This is a genomic window from Ewingella sp. S1.OA.A_B6, from assembly GCF_049889095.1.
Taxonomy (GTDB): Bacteria; Pseudomonadota; Gammaproteobacteria; order Enterobacterales; family Enterobacteriaceae; genus Ewingella.
The window spans coordinates 1-12,789 of the sequence record NZ_JBLJFK010000014.1 but is presented as its reverse complement, the minus strand read 5'-3'; the positions used below and the strand labels follow the sequence as shown (position 1 = coordinate 12,789).

General features: G+C 46.2%; 15 protein-coding genes. 14 read left to right on the top strand and 1 reads right to left on the bottom strand.

Features of this window, described 5'->3' with window-relative positions:
* Positions 1 to 57: 57 nt before the first annotated feature.
* The 10 genes from ACMV8I_RS18620 to ACMV8I_RS18575 are packed head-to-tail and all read left to right on the top strand — an operon-like array spanning position 58 to position 8,304.
* Positions 58 to 1,881: a lytic transglycosylase domain-containing protein gene (locus ACMV8I_RS18620; protein WP_498866688.1), complete on the top strand. Its 1,824-nt coding sequence runs from the start codon at positions 58 to 60 to the stop codon at positions 1,879 to 1,881.
* Positions 1,881 to 2,090, top strand: a complete 210-nt coding sequence (locus ACMV8I_RS18615) for a hypothetical protein (RefSeq protein ID WP_498866687.1) — start codon at positions 1,881 to 1,883, stop codon at positions 2,088 to 2,090. Before ACMV8I_RS18620 ends, ACMV8I_RS18615 begins: the two co-directional genes overlap by 1 nt.
* 54 nt (positions 2,091 to 2,144) lie before the next feature.
* Positions 2,145 to 2,960 (top strand): hypothetical protein, encoded by an 816-nt coding sequence (locus ACMV8I_RS18610; protein ID WP_498866686.1) that lies wholly within the window; start codon positions 2,145 to 2,147, stop codon positions 2,958 to 2,960.
* A complete protein-coding gene (locus ACMV8I_RS18605; protein ID WP_498866685.1) occupies positions 2,957 to 3,262 on the top strand; it encodes a phage baseplate plug family protein in 306 nt (101 codons plus the stop codon). The genes ACMV8I_RS18610 and ACMV8I_RS18605 overlap by 4 nt, the downstream gene beginning before the upstream one ends.
* Positions 3,252 to 4,115, top strand: coding sequence for a hypothetical protein (locus ACMV8I_RS18600; RefSeq protein ID WP_498866684.1), 864 nt, complete (start codon positions 3,252 to 3,254; stop codon positions 4,113 to 4,115). The genes ACMV8I_RS18605 and ACMV8I_RS18600 overlap by 11 nt, the downstream gene beginning before the upstream one ends.
* On the top strand, positions 4,108 to 4,818 hold the full coding sequence (locus tag ACMV8I_RS18595) for a phage baseplate protein (RefSeq protein ID WP_498866683.1): 711 nt from the start codon (positions 4,108 to 4,110) through the stop codon (positions 4,816 to 4,818). Before ACMV8I_RS18600 ends, ACMV8I_RS18595 begins: the two co-directional genes overlap by 8 nt.
* A complete protein-coding gene (locus tag ACMV8I_RS18590) occupies positions 4,815 to 5,174 on the top strand; it encodes a contractile injection system sheath initiator (protein ID WP_498866682.1) in 360 nt (119 codons plus the stop codon). Before ACMV8I_RS18595 ends, ACMV8I_RS18590 begins: the two co-directional genes overlap by 4 nt.
* Positions 5,171 to 6,400 carry a baseplate J/gp47 family protein gene (locus ACMV8I_RS18585; protein ID WP_498866681.1) on the top strand — a complete coding sequence of 410 codons (1,230 nt, stop codon included), beginning with the start codon at positions 5,171 to 5,173 and terminating at the stop codon, positions 6,398 to 6,400. The genes ACMV8I_RS18590 and ACMV8I_RS18585 overlap by 4 nt, the downstream gene beginning before the upstream one ends.
* Positions 6,397 to 7,044, top strand: coding sequence for a baseplate wedge 1 family protein (locus ACMV8I_RS18580; RefSeq protein ID WP_498866680.1), 648 nt, complete (start codon positions 6,397 to 6,399; stop codon positions 7,042 to 7,044). Before ACMV8I_RS18585 ends, ACMV8I_RS18580 begins: the two co-directional genes overlap by 4 nt.
* The gene (locus ACMV8I_RS18575; RefSeq protein WP_498866679.1) at positions 7,045 to 8,304 is read left to right on the top strand and encodes a hypothetical protein; all 1,260 of its coding nucleotides are present in this window, start codon (positions 7,045 to 7,047) and stop codon (positions 8,302 to 8,304) included. It begins immediately after the preceding gene.
* A gap of 209 nt (positions 8,305 to 8,513) precedes the next feature.
* Here the strand turns inward: ACMV8I_RS18575 and ACMV8I_RS18570 are convergent, their stop codons facing one another.
* A complete protein-coding gene (locus ACMV8I_RS18570) occupies positions 8,514 to 9,635 on the bottom strand; it encodes an SGNH/GDSL hydrolase family protein (RefSeq protein ID WP_498866678.1) in 1,122 nt (373 codons plus the stop codon).
* A 700-nt stretch (positions 9,636 to 10,335) separates the two neighbouring features.
* On the opposite strand from ACMV8I_RS18570, the gene ACMV8I_RS18565 reads away from it, so the two are divergent.
* The 4 genes from ACMV8I_RS18565 (at position 10,336) to ACMV8I_RS18550 (ending at position 12,627) form a co-directional block, all read left to right on the top strand.
* A complete protein-coding gene (locus ACMV8I_RS18565; protein WP_498866801.1) occupies positions 10,336 to 10,653 on the top strand; it encodes an ash family protein in 318 nt (105 codons plus the stop codon).
* 19 nt (positions 10,654 to 10,672) lie between these two features.
* A complete protein-coding gene (locus ACMV8I_RS18560; RefSeq protein ID WP_498866677.1) occupies positions 10,673 to 10,933 on the top strand; it encodes a helix-turn-helix domain-containing protein in 261 nt (86 codons plus the stop codon).
* Positions 10,934 to 11,289: 356 nt separating this feature from the next.
* The gene (locus ACMV8I_RS18555; RefSeq protein WP_498866676.1) at positions 11,290 to 11,952 is read left to right on the top strand and encodes a dTMP kinase; all 663 of its coding nucleotides are present in this window, start codon (positions 11,290 to 11,292) and stop codon (positions 11,950 to 11,952) included.
* Between the two features lie 237 nt (positions 11,953 to 12,189).
* Complete coding sequence (locus ACMV8I_RS18550) at positions 12,190 to 12,627, top strand: GNAT family N-acetyltransferase (protein ID WP_498866675.1); 438 nt, start codon at positions 12,190 to 12,192, stop codon at positions 12,625 to 12,627.
* Positions 12,628 to 12,789: the final 162 nt, after the last annotated feature.

Sequence of the window (12,789 nt, the reverse complement as noted above, 5' to 3'; positions counted from 1 at the left end):
GATCGCGGTGGAGTCTCATAACAATATTGCCTGGCGGCAGCATCAGGAGAAAAACCGGTGATTATTGAAGAGCTGGCATACAAAGTTACGGTAAGGGCCGAAGGTTTTCTCTCTGGTAAAAAGAAGGTAGAAGACGGCGCCAAGGGTCTCAATAAAGATATCCGAGACTCTATGCAAGACTCGGCGGAAAGCGTCAGTGATGTGACCGATGAGGTGAAGAAGGCCGGTAATCAGCTTAAGCGTACCTCTGAGGATACCAAGCGTCCGTTCGGGCTTATCAGTGGCGGGTTCTTCGGTGCAGCCAAAGGCGCAAAAGAGTTCGGCGATCAGGGTAAAGATGCCTTTTCAACTGTTCAATCGGGAGCGGCAAAGTTTCTGGGTTTGGCTTTGTCTATCGAAGGCACTCGGCGGCTGTTCACTTCGGCTGTCAATAACGCAGTCGATTTGAAGAATGTTTCAAGCTTCCTCGATATGGATCCGAAAGCCGTTGATGGCTGGAAGAAAGGCGCTGAGTCAGTTGGTAGTTCTGCTGACGCCGTGACTAGTGCAATGATGCGACTGAAGAACGCTAAAAACTGGAATGCTGCCCCGATGGGCGCACCGGATGAATTCACACAGGCAACGCTTCAGTTGGGCTCACAGACAGGCGTCGACATCATCGGAGCAAAAGACCCAGGGGAAATGTTTAAGCGAGCAGAAGAAGCATTAAGAAAGCTTCCTAAAGCTCAGGCTGAAGTATGGTCTCAGCGTCTTGGTAATGACCCTTCGATGTTACCTTCTATTCTTGATGGGTCGCTGGATAAAAATCAAAGCAGTTTTCAGAATGAATCGCCATATTCCGACAAAATGGCAGAGCAGGCAGTAAAAGTAAAAGTGAAAATGGTTGAGTTAGATCAGGCAATTGAGGGTGTCGGTAACAGCCTCGTATTAGCATTTGGTGATGACGCAATACAAACGATGGATAATTTTGATAAATGGATCACCGATCACAAGGGCGACATTGTCGGGATGTTCAAGGATGGGGCTGAGTGGGCGAAGAGGTTCTCTGATGCGGTAGGTGGCAGTGCAAATGCATTAAACATCCTGCTTGCCATAAAAAACCCATATCTGGCCGGTGGTGTATATGTAGCCAGAAAGGCGGATGAACTTAGCGAGACAATCACTAAGAAAGATGGAACTAAATCTGTTTGGCAATCAATCAAAGACCGATGGAGCGCAGGGGGCTGGTATAACTATGAGCAGCAAAAGAAACACACGCAAGAGCCAACTCAAGCAGCCCAGCCAACGCAGCATGCGCAATCAGCCCGCAGGAAGAAAAGTGCACAGTTTGGCATGGATGAGCTAATGAATGCCGTGATGATGACCGAGAGCCGCGGCAATCCCAATGCTGTTTCTCCGGCTGGGGCGGTTGGTGCATATCAATTTATGCCAGATACGGCCAGAGATATGGGTTTAAAAGTTGATGATTCGGTGGATGAAAGAAAAGATCCAGTAAAGTCACGCACAGCAGCCACTAAGTATATGAACCAACTTCTCAACCGGTATAATGGGAATGTAGAGCTTGCTCTAATGGCTTACAACGGCGGGATGGGGAGGGTAGATAATTATTTGGCTGGAAAAGGAAAGCCCTTAGCACAGGAAACAGTTCAGTATCCTGATAAAGTCGCTGACTATTATCAGCAGTTAACTCAGATGGCTGGACTGCAAGGGGCGGGTAGCGCGACAAATCAAACAGTGGATAACAGCCAGTCTTCTGCAACTCATATCAATAGTGTGAATATTACAACAAACCCTCAAACCGTAGATGAAATAGCGAAATCTATTGATGAGCAACGCCGTCGTAGTACAATGACTGGAGCTTTCATTTCTGGAAATTCATAATGACATTTTATATTCGCGTTTCATACATGCTTTCCCTACTTGGGTTTGTCGGCCTGGTCTATTTCGGTATGCTCTATGAAGGCGCAGGGTCATTGCCTCAACTAAATGGCCTGATATTTTCCATAGGCCTGTCCTTGATACCTTTTATATTTATCAAGGCATTGCAGATGCTTGAGCCAATACAAGTTGAATTTCCCGAAAAAGAGTAGAAAAACCAACAAACAATAAACCCGCTTCGGCGGGTTTTTTATTGGCGGTAATCCATGAACATCATCGATATTAACACCAGCGACATATTTAACGCTATTGGTGGCGGATCGCCATTGTCGATTATCGATAGCGTTCTGCATCCGTCTTATTCGATACGTAATCACGGCTCGGCAACGACGGCACTTGAGTTTAGCGGCATGGCATCCATTCAGCCGAGCGCAGGCGCTAACATTGTTACTGCGCCGGTTGAGAAGGGGAAGTATCAATCCATCAACAAAGTGGTCAGGCCGGGGCGCGTAGTTTGCGATGTGGTGATCACTGGCCTTACCGGATTGACAGGGTCGCTGCCAAACATATTTGACCTGACATTCACCAGCCAGTCAGACACGCTTTCAACCATCAAAAGCATGATTGCTTCGGCGTCGCAGTACGATATCGACACACCGAAAGACGTGTATGAGAGCTACGACCTTGTTGATTACAGCTACTCCGTGAACAGCAAACGCGGTGTCTCCATGCTGGTAGTGAGCCTGATTTTTGAAGAAGTCAGGGAGCAGATGGATGTTCAGTTATCCAGCAACCAATCAAAGGCAAGCCCGACAAACGACACAATACAGGGTGGATTGACTGGCGTTGGAAGTAATGCAACTCAGGGAGCGGCGTCCACATCAACATTAGATGGCCTGAAGAAGTCATGGACTAACCTGAAGACTGCCGTGGGAGAAACAACCAATGAAGTTACCGGTGCGATATCCTCCGGGTTTACGTCAGCAGTTAAAACCGTCCAAGAACCACTAATCAGTGCAACCACCTCAGCGGCAAATTCAGCAACCAGCCTGGTTAATTTAATTAAGGGAGCGATCACATGAATGTCGTTTCTCTTGAAAATAAAAAGTCGCAATCAGTTTCAGTTTCACTTGACGGTCAGGAATGTTTAATCCGTTTAATTCAGCGTGAAAGTTTTATGTACATGGATTTGACGGTTAACAACGTTCCTATAATGCAAGGTGTTCCTTGCCTTTATGCTAACAAAATCGTCCGCTATAAATATCTTGGATTCAGTGGTGACTTATTCTTCCTCGACAACGAGGGTTTGAGTGATCCGCAATATGATGGGCTATCTAGCCGCTTCCCGCTCTACTACATATCGGAGGCTGAACTTGTACAGTAAAAAAGAATTACGTTATGAGTTCACCTTATCAAAAGGAACCTTCGATAAAGAAGGGAACACCAAATTATCTCTCGGTAATGTCAAATCGTCTTTTCGCGTGGGAGCGTATGGAGATTACGGTGGAACGCAGGCGGAAATAACAATTTTTGGCCTCAGCGCTGACCGGCTTGCAACGTTATCTGGCAAAGGTATCGGCGTTTACACTGTGGATGCAGGCGATACGAATATTGATGTTTATGTAGGCAGCACAAAGATATATTCCGGTGGAATTTATGCAAGCTACGCCAACATGAACGGGCAGCCTGAGACGGCGCTTGTGATGAATGCTGTAGCCGGTCTTAATTTGAAAACATCATCATCTGCTGCCTTTTCTCTTCCGGGCGCTGTTGATGTTTACAACATGCTCGCTGCAATTTGCAAAGTGTACGGCTACGGATTTAAGGCTCCGATGGTGAACAGTCCCATCGCACAAAACCCTCACTATTCAGGCTCGCCTCTCGATCAAATACGCGACATCTGCCTCTCTCATGAGTTGAATTATCAGGTATTCGACAATGTGTTAACCGTTTGGCCTAAACGATCAGCAGTTGATGACATTGTCCCTTTGGTGTCGGCAGAAAGTGGGCTAATTGGATACCCAGTTTTCAGTCAAAGCGGCATTACATTCCAAACCCAATACTCTCCGCTTCTTGCTCAGGGCAGGGATGTAGAACTTGTCACTTCGCTGCCTAATGCAAGCGGCAGATACAGTCTCGCCATCGTTGAGCACTTCCTCAGTTCTTGGACTGAAGGAGGCAGTTGGCACACGGTATGCCAGGGATACAGAAAGGTAAGCGGAGAGAAAAATGGCTGACAATTATTCTAATCCGGAAAACCAATCAAACGACGCCAACGCCTTTGCCTCCACATTCAAAAAACTCCTCACCTCGAAACATTTCATCAACGTGGTTGAGGTGAAAGCCGTTCGTGGAGCAGCGCCGAATCTGGTTGTTGATGTGCTGCCATTGGTGGCTGAAGTGAAGAGTGACGGTGGAGGCATGATCCAAGGCTCCCAGATATTCAATATTCCCGTCTGGAGACTCCAGCGCGGCAATAGCGCAATCATCATGAATCCCGTGGTTGGCGATATCGGTATGATCGCAATCTGTGATAACGACATCTCAGTGGCGCGTGCAAACCGGAAAGAATCGGTTCCGGGCAGCAAGCGCATGCACTCGTGCTCGGATGCCATCTATCTTGGTGGCCTTCTTAACGGTGAGCCATCGCAGTTTATTGAGTTCGCTGATGGTGCGCTAAACATCACATCTCCTAACCCAGTTAACGTGACATGCCAAACAGCAACGGTAATAGCACCGGGTGGCGTAACAGTTGACACGCCACTGGCGCACTTTACTGGAAATATTACGGCAGATGGAAACATCACCGACAACGCCGGAACCCAAGCTGCTTCCCTAAAATCCTTACGTGACAAATATGACGCTCACAAGCATCAGGTGACTGGCGTACAAGGCGGCAGTTCCACGGTCACGTCTAACACCACGGACAGCCCAGCATGACATACAAGACGCTTCAGCTCGACACAGATACGTGGGATTTGGTTCTGGACGGGCAGGGCAATATCGCCATCGCTACTGACGGTTATGCGGTGGCTCAGGATGTTGCATCGGCTTGCCTGGTGTTTAGTGGTGAGTGTTATTACGACAACACCCTCGGCATTCCGTGGAAAGAAGAGGTGTTAGGCGCTCGGCCAACGGCGGGATACATCGCTAAGAAGATGGAGGCTGAAGCCAAGAAATTGCCAATTGTGAATCAGGCACTGGCAACCGTCTTCTTTGATAAGAGCACGCGCAAAACTCGCGGCGCAATCCGGGTTACGGACACTAACGGAAACCAATCACAGGTCACGCTATGACAACTTTGAATACCGCGGTTCCCGGCGTAACAATCACCGAGACGGGCCTTTTGGTGCCTGATATTGCTGACGTGCTTTCTGGCCGGCAGACGGATATTGACTCAGCGATGGGCGGCGGAGGCAGTGCTTCGCTCTCATCTCCGCAGGGGCAAATCGCGCAATCTGACACTGAAATCATCGCAACAAATTACGACGGTCTGCTGTGCCTTTTTAATCAGATGAACCCGGATTATGCGACTGGGAGATTCCAGGATGGTATCGGCACTATCTATTTCATGTCGCGAATATCTGCGCAGGGAACCGTCGTCACAGCCATTTGCACCGGCGCAGTAAGAACCACAATACAGGCAGGTAGCACGGCCACTGATGATGCGGGATATATCTACCAGTCGGTTAACGCAGCAACAATTGACTCAACCGGGCAGGTAGAAGTCCTTTTCCAGAACCTAACCACGGGCCCAATTCCTTGCGGCGTAGGGCAGTTAAATCAGATTTACGCGACCATTTCAGGGTGGGATGCAATAACTAACGACGCTTCTGGTGTTGTCGGTGTTGACGTCGAATCTCGCATAGCATTTGAAACTCGCCGCAAACAATCGGTAGCTCGGAACGCAAGGAATACTGACGCGGCCACGCTGGCAGCCCTACTAGCAACTGCCGGAGTTCTGGATGCATACGTCTGGTCAAACAGAACAGACGCAACGGTAAATACCGGGTCAACTAATTTCCCTGTTGTAAAAAATTCTATTTACATAGGCGTTTACGGTGGTTCGGATGCTGATATTGCAGAAGCAATTTTCAGCACGAAGAATCCCGGCGCTAATCTGAACGGCAATAAGTCCCTCATGGTTGAAGATAAGGATAATTACAGCGCCCCATATCCGCAATACACGATGCAATGGCAAGAAGCCGCCCCGCTCAGGGTTTACTTCAATGTTCAGCTTGAGGCGAATGATAACCTTCCATCAGACATCACGCTTCAAGTGCAGAACATGATCGCCAACGTATTCAATGGCGGATATGACGGAATTTCTAAGGCCAGAATCGGTGCAAGGATTAGCGCTGGAACTTACTATGCCCCGCTGATATCAATTTCTCCTGATTATGTCAGCATATTATCGCTTACAATATCTGCTGATAATATTACTTATTCTCAATCAATTACGGCTGGCATTGATCAAGTTCCAACAATCCAAACAACTGACATCTCTGTGGTGCTTGTATGAGTTGGCAAGATACGGTACTCACCCAATACTCTGCAAGTGAACGGCTGCTGGCAATAATTGATACATTTAATCAGGCCATTAGCCTTGAAGAATTTACTGACGAATTTATTAAAGAGGTATGGGATTTAACAACGTGCGGTACGTTTGGCTTGGACATGTGGGGAGATAAGGTAAATGTATCTCGATACATAAAGGCTAACATCAGTTCAAATAGTTTCGGATTCTCTGAATCTAATGACGGAGATGTTAATAGTTACCCATCTCCTTTTAATGAAGAACCTTTCTACGCCGGAATACAGGAAACGGAAACCGTAAGGCTTTCAGATGATGCTTATAGAACGTTAATTATATGCAAGGCATTTACTAACATCAGCATAGCCACGATAAAAGATATAAACAGATTTCTGACTATTTTATTTAAAGGGCGCGGCGTAGCGTTCTGTGTTGATTACGGCGATATGCGAATGGGAATAATTTGTGAGTTTTATCTTGCAAATTACGAAGTGTCTATTCTTGCTAATTATGACGTACTTCCAATACCGAGCGGGGTGCTAGTTACAACGCATCAAATAGTACCGCCATATTTTGGCTTCTCAGATGACGCTTATCCTTTCAACGATGGAACATTCTTCAGAGATATTTAAATGAACAGATCAGACGCACCAGCAAAACAGTCCGTACCTTTTGGGGTAAATGGTCAGCGGGAAGCGCTACTGCCCACTACGCCAGCGGGAGATAACACGGCATCTTATGATGCAGGTTTTCCACCAGTCACGATGATCTTGAAAGCGGCAGGAGGATTGCCGCCGAAGGGTCAGGATATGAACCAGATACTGTATGAGCTTTCGGCTCTTGCGAGATGGTTCAGTGCTGGGGCAATAAATAGTTATGATGCCGCATTTTCTGCTTCAATCGGGGGGTATCCAGAAGGATCTGTAGTTGTAGGAACTGATGGGGTAACTCGATACTTAAGCACCACCGACTCTAACGTAACGAACCCAAACACAGGCGGGGCTGGCTGGTTTAACATATCAGATGGCTACTTGAAAACATCCAATAATCTATCTGAAATTGCCACCGCTGGGGCAGTTGCACAGACAGCAGCAAGGGGGAATATAGGCGCGGCATCGCCGATCCAGATCCCGGGTAAAAATCGCCTACTTAACTCACGCTTTGCAGTCAATCAAAGAAACTATGTGAGCGGTACAGCATTGGCATTAGGGACGCATGGACTTGATGCTTGGAAGGCATCCACCGCAAACTCAGCAATGACTTTTTCCGCTACACCTTTTGGCGCTCAGACGATCACAATCACTGGGTCATTTGTTCATGTAATTGAAACGCAGGACGTGCCAACTGGTACTTATACACTTTCATGGACTGGCACCGCTCAAGCACGCATATATAATGTCGGAGCAAGCGCCCCGGCATATACGTCGTCTCCGCTCACCGTTTCGATCAGCGGAAACGCAAACGTAAATGTAGAGTTCAATGCAGGCACATTATTTGCACCGCAACTTGAAAGCGGGACTATCCCGACAGCGTTTGAGTTCAAGCTTTTTCCGCAAGAGTTGGCACTCTGTCAGCGCCGCTGTTTTGCAATGGTTCTGCAAGGGGCGGCTGGCATCTTCGGTGGGAATAGTACTTATGTTTCAACGTCAATCTATTCCCCAGTGGCATTACGTGCAATCCCGACAATTGCGCTTGGTGGAGCATCAATAAGCGTGCAGCAACCGGGCGTGAATACAGCCGTGACGACAACTGCCGCACCTGGCTCCGGATCATTCTCAAGCAACGTAATTTCATTTAACATTAATGGCAATTGGTCTGGCCCGCTTTCACCTGGCGTACCTATCGTAGTCAGTGCAGCATCTGCCTTGACTATTTTCAGCGCTGACTTATAAGAAGAGGTTATGATGGAATATCAACTCACTACGGGTGGGGTTTTACGGAAGTCTGACAATGCGTGGATACCAGCAAGTAAAGACAATACTGACTGGCTTATATATCTTGAGTGGGTAGCGGAAGGAAATACACCTGATCCTGATCCGTATGCGCCTACAAGCAATTCTTGATAATTTGAAATGGATGAGTGACCCGAAAGGGTCACTATTTAGATGAAATCCTTCCCTAGCAAAGTGGTCAGAACAGCCTCAGCTATTACTCTGTGTCCAAAATCAGATGGATGATTCAATCCATTCAACGTTATTGACCAATAGCTCTTTCTTTTTAACATATCCTGCCAAGTGCTTGTCACATCTAAGTAAGCCACATTTTTATATTTAACAGAAAGCTTTGACAAGCTAATGCCATATTCCTTGTAGTATTCCTGATGAGGAAGAGACCATTTTGGGTTTGGCAACGTAGATGATATTAATAGAATATAAGCTTTCGGGTTTTTTAATTTTATGGCGTTTATTATTTTTTCCATATTCGAAGCGTATTTTTCTGGGTTGATGTCCACGGCATCATTCATTCCAAATGCTATAATATATACGTCAGAATCTTGCTTTAACAGTCGGTCATTAATTGATGCAACTGCGTTATTTGTATTCCACCCCTTCACTGATGGGTTGAACCACTTGAACCCCCTGCCTTTAACCATCCCCATATAAGACGTGACTAGGTAAGCGTACGGCGGCTGCAAGTTACCATCTTTGTTTTTTAAGTAATCACCAACATAAGTGATACTATCGCCAAAAAATGTAACTTTTAATTCTTTAGATTTATCAACAAAATTTCGTAATTTATTTAATGAACCAGACGTATGAAGTGGTAGGTTCTGAAATTTACTATAAGTAATAGGAATTTGATATTGATTGTAGTCTTCTTTTAATCTGAAGTTAAACCTTTTATCATCCGCCTTTGGCTTTGTAAACCCAATCGGGGCAGAAATAACTGCGCCACCATTGGGGAATGATATTTTTTTACCAAAAACTTTATAATCAATTCCTTTTGATAAAGTAGAGCCATCTTTTGTATTGTAAGAATTTAAAAAACCGACCGGCTCAAAAAGAAGACCATCACTTTCTGATTCCTTTGATGCATACACAGGCTCTGCATATACTATTCTACCTCCAAAGATAGAAGGTTGAATGTGGTATTTATTTACAATATCAACGCTGCATGATGAGTTGTCGCAAATTGAGTAATCATTTGCTATCTGTGGCGCACCTTCTACGGCATAAGCATTTGATATTAAAAATGTGGCAATTAAGAATATCGATTTCATCATTGTTTGAATAATCTCTTATAATATGATTTAAGTATCATGCTGTGATTTTAGCATATACCACAATGATTTATCCCTCGCGAATCGCTTCGCAAGCCAAAATTCCTGAGATTGCACTATGTGCCTGGGAGACTCGCGGACTCATCATGCTGAGGTAAAAGTGGGTGCGCACCTATAATGGTTTTCAAATCACGGCGCTATGTACGCCGCAGGGAGACAGTAAGCTTTGCTTGGGAAAGTGGGAAGGGTGAGGTTTTGCTTTTGGAATGCAGATCTGGAAAGTTATGACAGATGGATATAGCTGGATTGGGGCAGCTTATTTCGCGGGGTGATGAGGTTTTTAAGCGTGTGCCATATCTGTGACGTAAGCACTCGGTCACGATACTGTCATGGATATGCCACGATTTGCCATTGCTATCAATGTGAGTGAATAAATGGCTATGTATATCAATTGGTTAGCGTTATTTTAATACCAGAAAACGTTCTTGTAATCAGTAGGTCACCAGTTCGATTCCGGTAGTCGGCACCATTAAGTCGTTAAAAAGTATCCTCGATGGTTCGTAACTTACTAAAATAAAACTACTTTCAGTCAATCTGGGTTAGAGCGACGGGTTGATGATCTTAGCCATTTGATGAAGCCTGCACTTTGCCCTAACAAACCCAATTCGGCAAAACGCCTACTTCTGTGAATTGATGATCACCCATAAATCTTCTGGAACCCCTCTCGCAACGTCAGCGACTTACTTGGTCAGCCACTGAGATTTACGATATAATCTTCATCGCTGCGGCCCAATCCGCAGCCGAGTTTCGCAGCTCGTTTAATCTGAAGGCGGCACCGCACGTTGCGTGTGCCGTCGCTTTGATTCACCTATTGAATCGGTGGCTCCTTGCCACTAGCAATATCTCAATGGTGGCTCAGGCGGGGCAGCCCTCGGGCTGGCCGGTAGCCTTCAGAACCGGTACTGCGAACCTCGTCTGGGCTACCACCAATGGGTTTCGCAGCTCCCGTGGTAGTGATTAACTATCTGAAGGAGTATCAAATGAAAACAAAATCCGACTGGCATCAGGCCGATATTATTGCGGCATTACGCAAAAAAGGCACCACGCTGGCGGCGGTATCGCGCGCTGCGGGGCTGAGTTCTTCTACACTGGCGAATGCGCTTTCCAGACCCTGGCCGAAAGGTGAAACTCTTATTAGTCAGGCTATCGGGGTTGCCCCTCAAACGGTTTGGCCAAGTCGTTATTTTGATCAGCAAGGCAATTTGATCGCTCGCCCGCAGCGCGCACCGAATAAACGCTAATTAAGTCCTTCAGGCGACAGGGAACATCTCTGTCGCCTGTGAATTCAATACCCTAAGCCCCTTAAAACGCATGCTGAAAATCAACTTTTTTCAATCAGTTCCTAATATGTCCAGGAATAAGGTTGGCATCCGCTATCACTATGAACTCTTATCTCTCTCGGTTTTTCTCGGCGCAATAGAACCATTTTTAGCATGTCATAGGCCAGTTACTATGTCATATTTTCGACATTGCCCAGTTGATGATCACCCGTGAATATCAATCAAAAATGACAGTGGGATATAACCACTGAAGGAAGTAAGATGCTTTTGCCAGATTCAAGCTTTACAAAAACCGCATATCAATCGTCATTTGAAGAATGAGTCGTCAGCTATTTGTTTCTCTGGATGGGCCCAAGGGAGCCGGTAAAACCACACTGTTGGAGGCTATTACGAAAGTACTAAGGGCAGACAACAAGAAGGTGATCCGACTTTGCGAGAAAAAAAGCGATCCCTACAGGGGGGAAACAATGGCCCTCGTTAACAAGCTCGCCAGAAATCCCACCCTGGATTTAGAATGGGAGGTTTGTGAGCGCTTTGCTGATAGCCGTGCCTGGATTTCCCGGCAAGTGCTGACTAAACAGCCACCGGATAGCATTATCTTGATGGATCGCTGGTACCCATCGGATGCTGCGTTTCGCCGGATGGTTCCCTTTGCAGAGATTTTACAGCTTAACATTGAACGAAACGTGCGAACGCCAGACCTGCATGTCGGGGTTGTTACTGCGCCTGAGATTTCATGGGCGAGGGCCGCGGCCCGACCGCGTGGGCTAAGTAGTACTGTGATTCATAAGCTGGAAGATCATGTTGCTTGTACCAAGGCGTTCGAGCGAGAAATAGCAGATAACGGCTGGGTTTTATGCCGTAATGAAGGAACGATCGAAGACGCAACGATGCAGGTAATTTCTGAGATCTACAGAGTGCCTGAAGGCCCCACAGGCATCGGTTTTGCGGGCAGAGGTTCCGCCGCATGCCGCCAGTAATTACGGCAACCTATTCCGTCACTCTCCACCCCAGTGTGAGCCTCAGATTTGTGTTGCGTCTACACTCTTCTTTAAGGATAGCGCTGCGTCGACCCGTTGAACTCACAGTCAAAAGCGGACATTGACGTCACATTAGCGCAAGTGGCAGAGCAAAACAGAAAAAATAAAAAGCTGGAAATTCGGATCTGTGACTGTATATTTAAACAGTTATTTATACAGCTAAATAGGACATTTGAAATGAATGGCACTGTTGAAGAGATAAGTTTTGAGATTTGTGAAAATGCTGATGCGGAACAATCATTGCCCATTGAAGAAGGGCTTAATGATTTCAACGATTTAATGACGGGAGTCAGTGACCGTAAGCCATTATCTGTATTAATAAAATCAACTAAAACGGGTGAAGTACTTGGAGGAATGCAAGGACGTTCGTCACTGGGCCTCCTTTTTATAGATCTTTTCTATCTTCCACCAGAGCTGCGGAGAATGGGGCTTGGTACAGATATCCTTAATCGCTTCGAAGATGAAGGGCGAAGAAGGGGCTGCACTGCGGCATTTTTGTATACGATAAGCTTTCAAGCTCCTGATTTTTACAAAAAGCACGATTGGGAAGAGTTTGGGCGTATTGGCTGCGAGCCGAAAGGAACAAGCCGGATATTTATGAAGAAAACCTTATAAAATCCAATTTTCTCTTTCAACTGGGTTGTCCGCTCTTCGCTCAGGCTGTGTGAAAACTCGGTTTTTGCATTATCTGAGTACTATCCCCGTTCAGGAACGCAAGATATTCCAGATATTGACTGCATTCGGAGTAATTTAGATATAGAGGCAGTTCGAGGCTTT

What these genes read in the sequence shown, in the direction of transcription:
- ACMV8I_RS18615 (WP_498866687.1), top strand. Translation starts at nt 1,881, where the DNA reads ATGACATTTTATATTCGCGTTTCATACATGCTTTCCCTACTTGGGTTT.
- ACMV8I_RS18610 (WP_498866686.1), top strand. Translation starts at nt 2,145, where the DNA reads ATGAACATCATCGATATTAACACCAGCGACATATTTAACGCTATTGGT.
- ACMV8I_RS18605 (WP_498866685.1), top strand. Translation starts at nt 2,957, where the DNA reads ATGAATGTCGTTTCTCTTGAAAATAAAAAGTCGCAATCAGTTTCAGTT.
- ACMV8I_RS18595 (WP_498866683.1), top strand. Translation starts at nt 4,108, where the DNA reads ATGGCTGACAATTATTCTAATCCGGAAAACCAATCAAACGACGCCAAC.
- ACMV8I_RS18590 (WP_498866682.1), top strand. Translation starts at nt 4,815, where the DNA reads ATGACATACAAGACGCTTCAGCTCGACACAGATACGTGGGATTTGGTT.
- ACMV8I_RS18585 (WP_498866681.1), top strand. Translation starts at nt 5,171, where the DNA reads ATGACAACTTTGAATACCGCGGTTCCCGGCGTAACAATCACCGAGACG.
- ACMV8I_RS18580 (WP_498866680.1), top strand. Translation starts at nt 6,397, where the DNA reads ATGAGTTGGCAAGATACGGTACTCACCCAATACTCTGCAAGTGAACGG.
- ACMV8I_RS18575 (WP_498866679.1), top strand. Translation starts at nt 7,045, where the DNA reads ATGAACAGATCAGACGCACCAGCAAAACAGTCCGTACCTTTTGGGGTA.
- ACMV8I_RS18570 (WP_498866678.1), bottom strand. Translation starts at nt 9,635, where the DNA reads ATGATGAAATCGATATTCTTAATTGCCACATTTTTAATATCAAATGCT.
- ACMV8I_RS18560 (WP_498866677.1), top strand. Translation starts at nt 10,673, where the DNA reads ATGAAAACAAAATCCGACTGGCATCAGGCCGATATTATTGCGGCATTA.
- ACMV8I_RS18555 (WP_498866676.1), top strand. Translation starts at nt 11,290, where the DNA reads ATGAGTCGTCAGCTATTTGTTTCTCTGGATGGGCCCAAGGGAGCCGGT.
- ACMV8I_RS18550 (WP_498866675.1), top strand. Translation starts at nt 12,190, where the DNA reads ATGAATGGCACTGTTGAAGAGATAAGTTTTGAGATTTGTGAAAATGCT.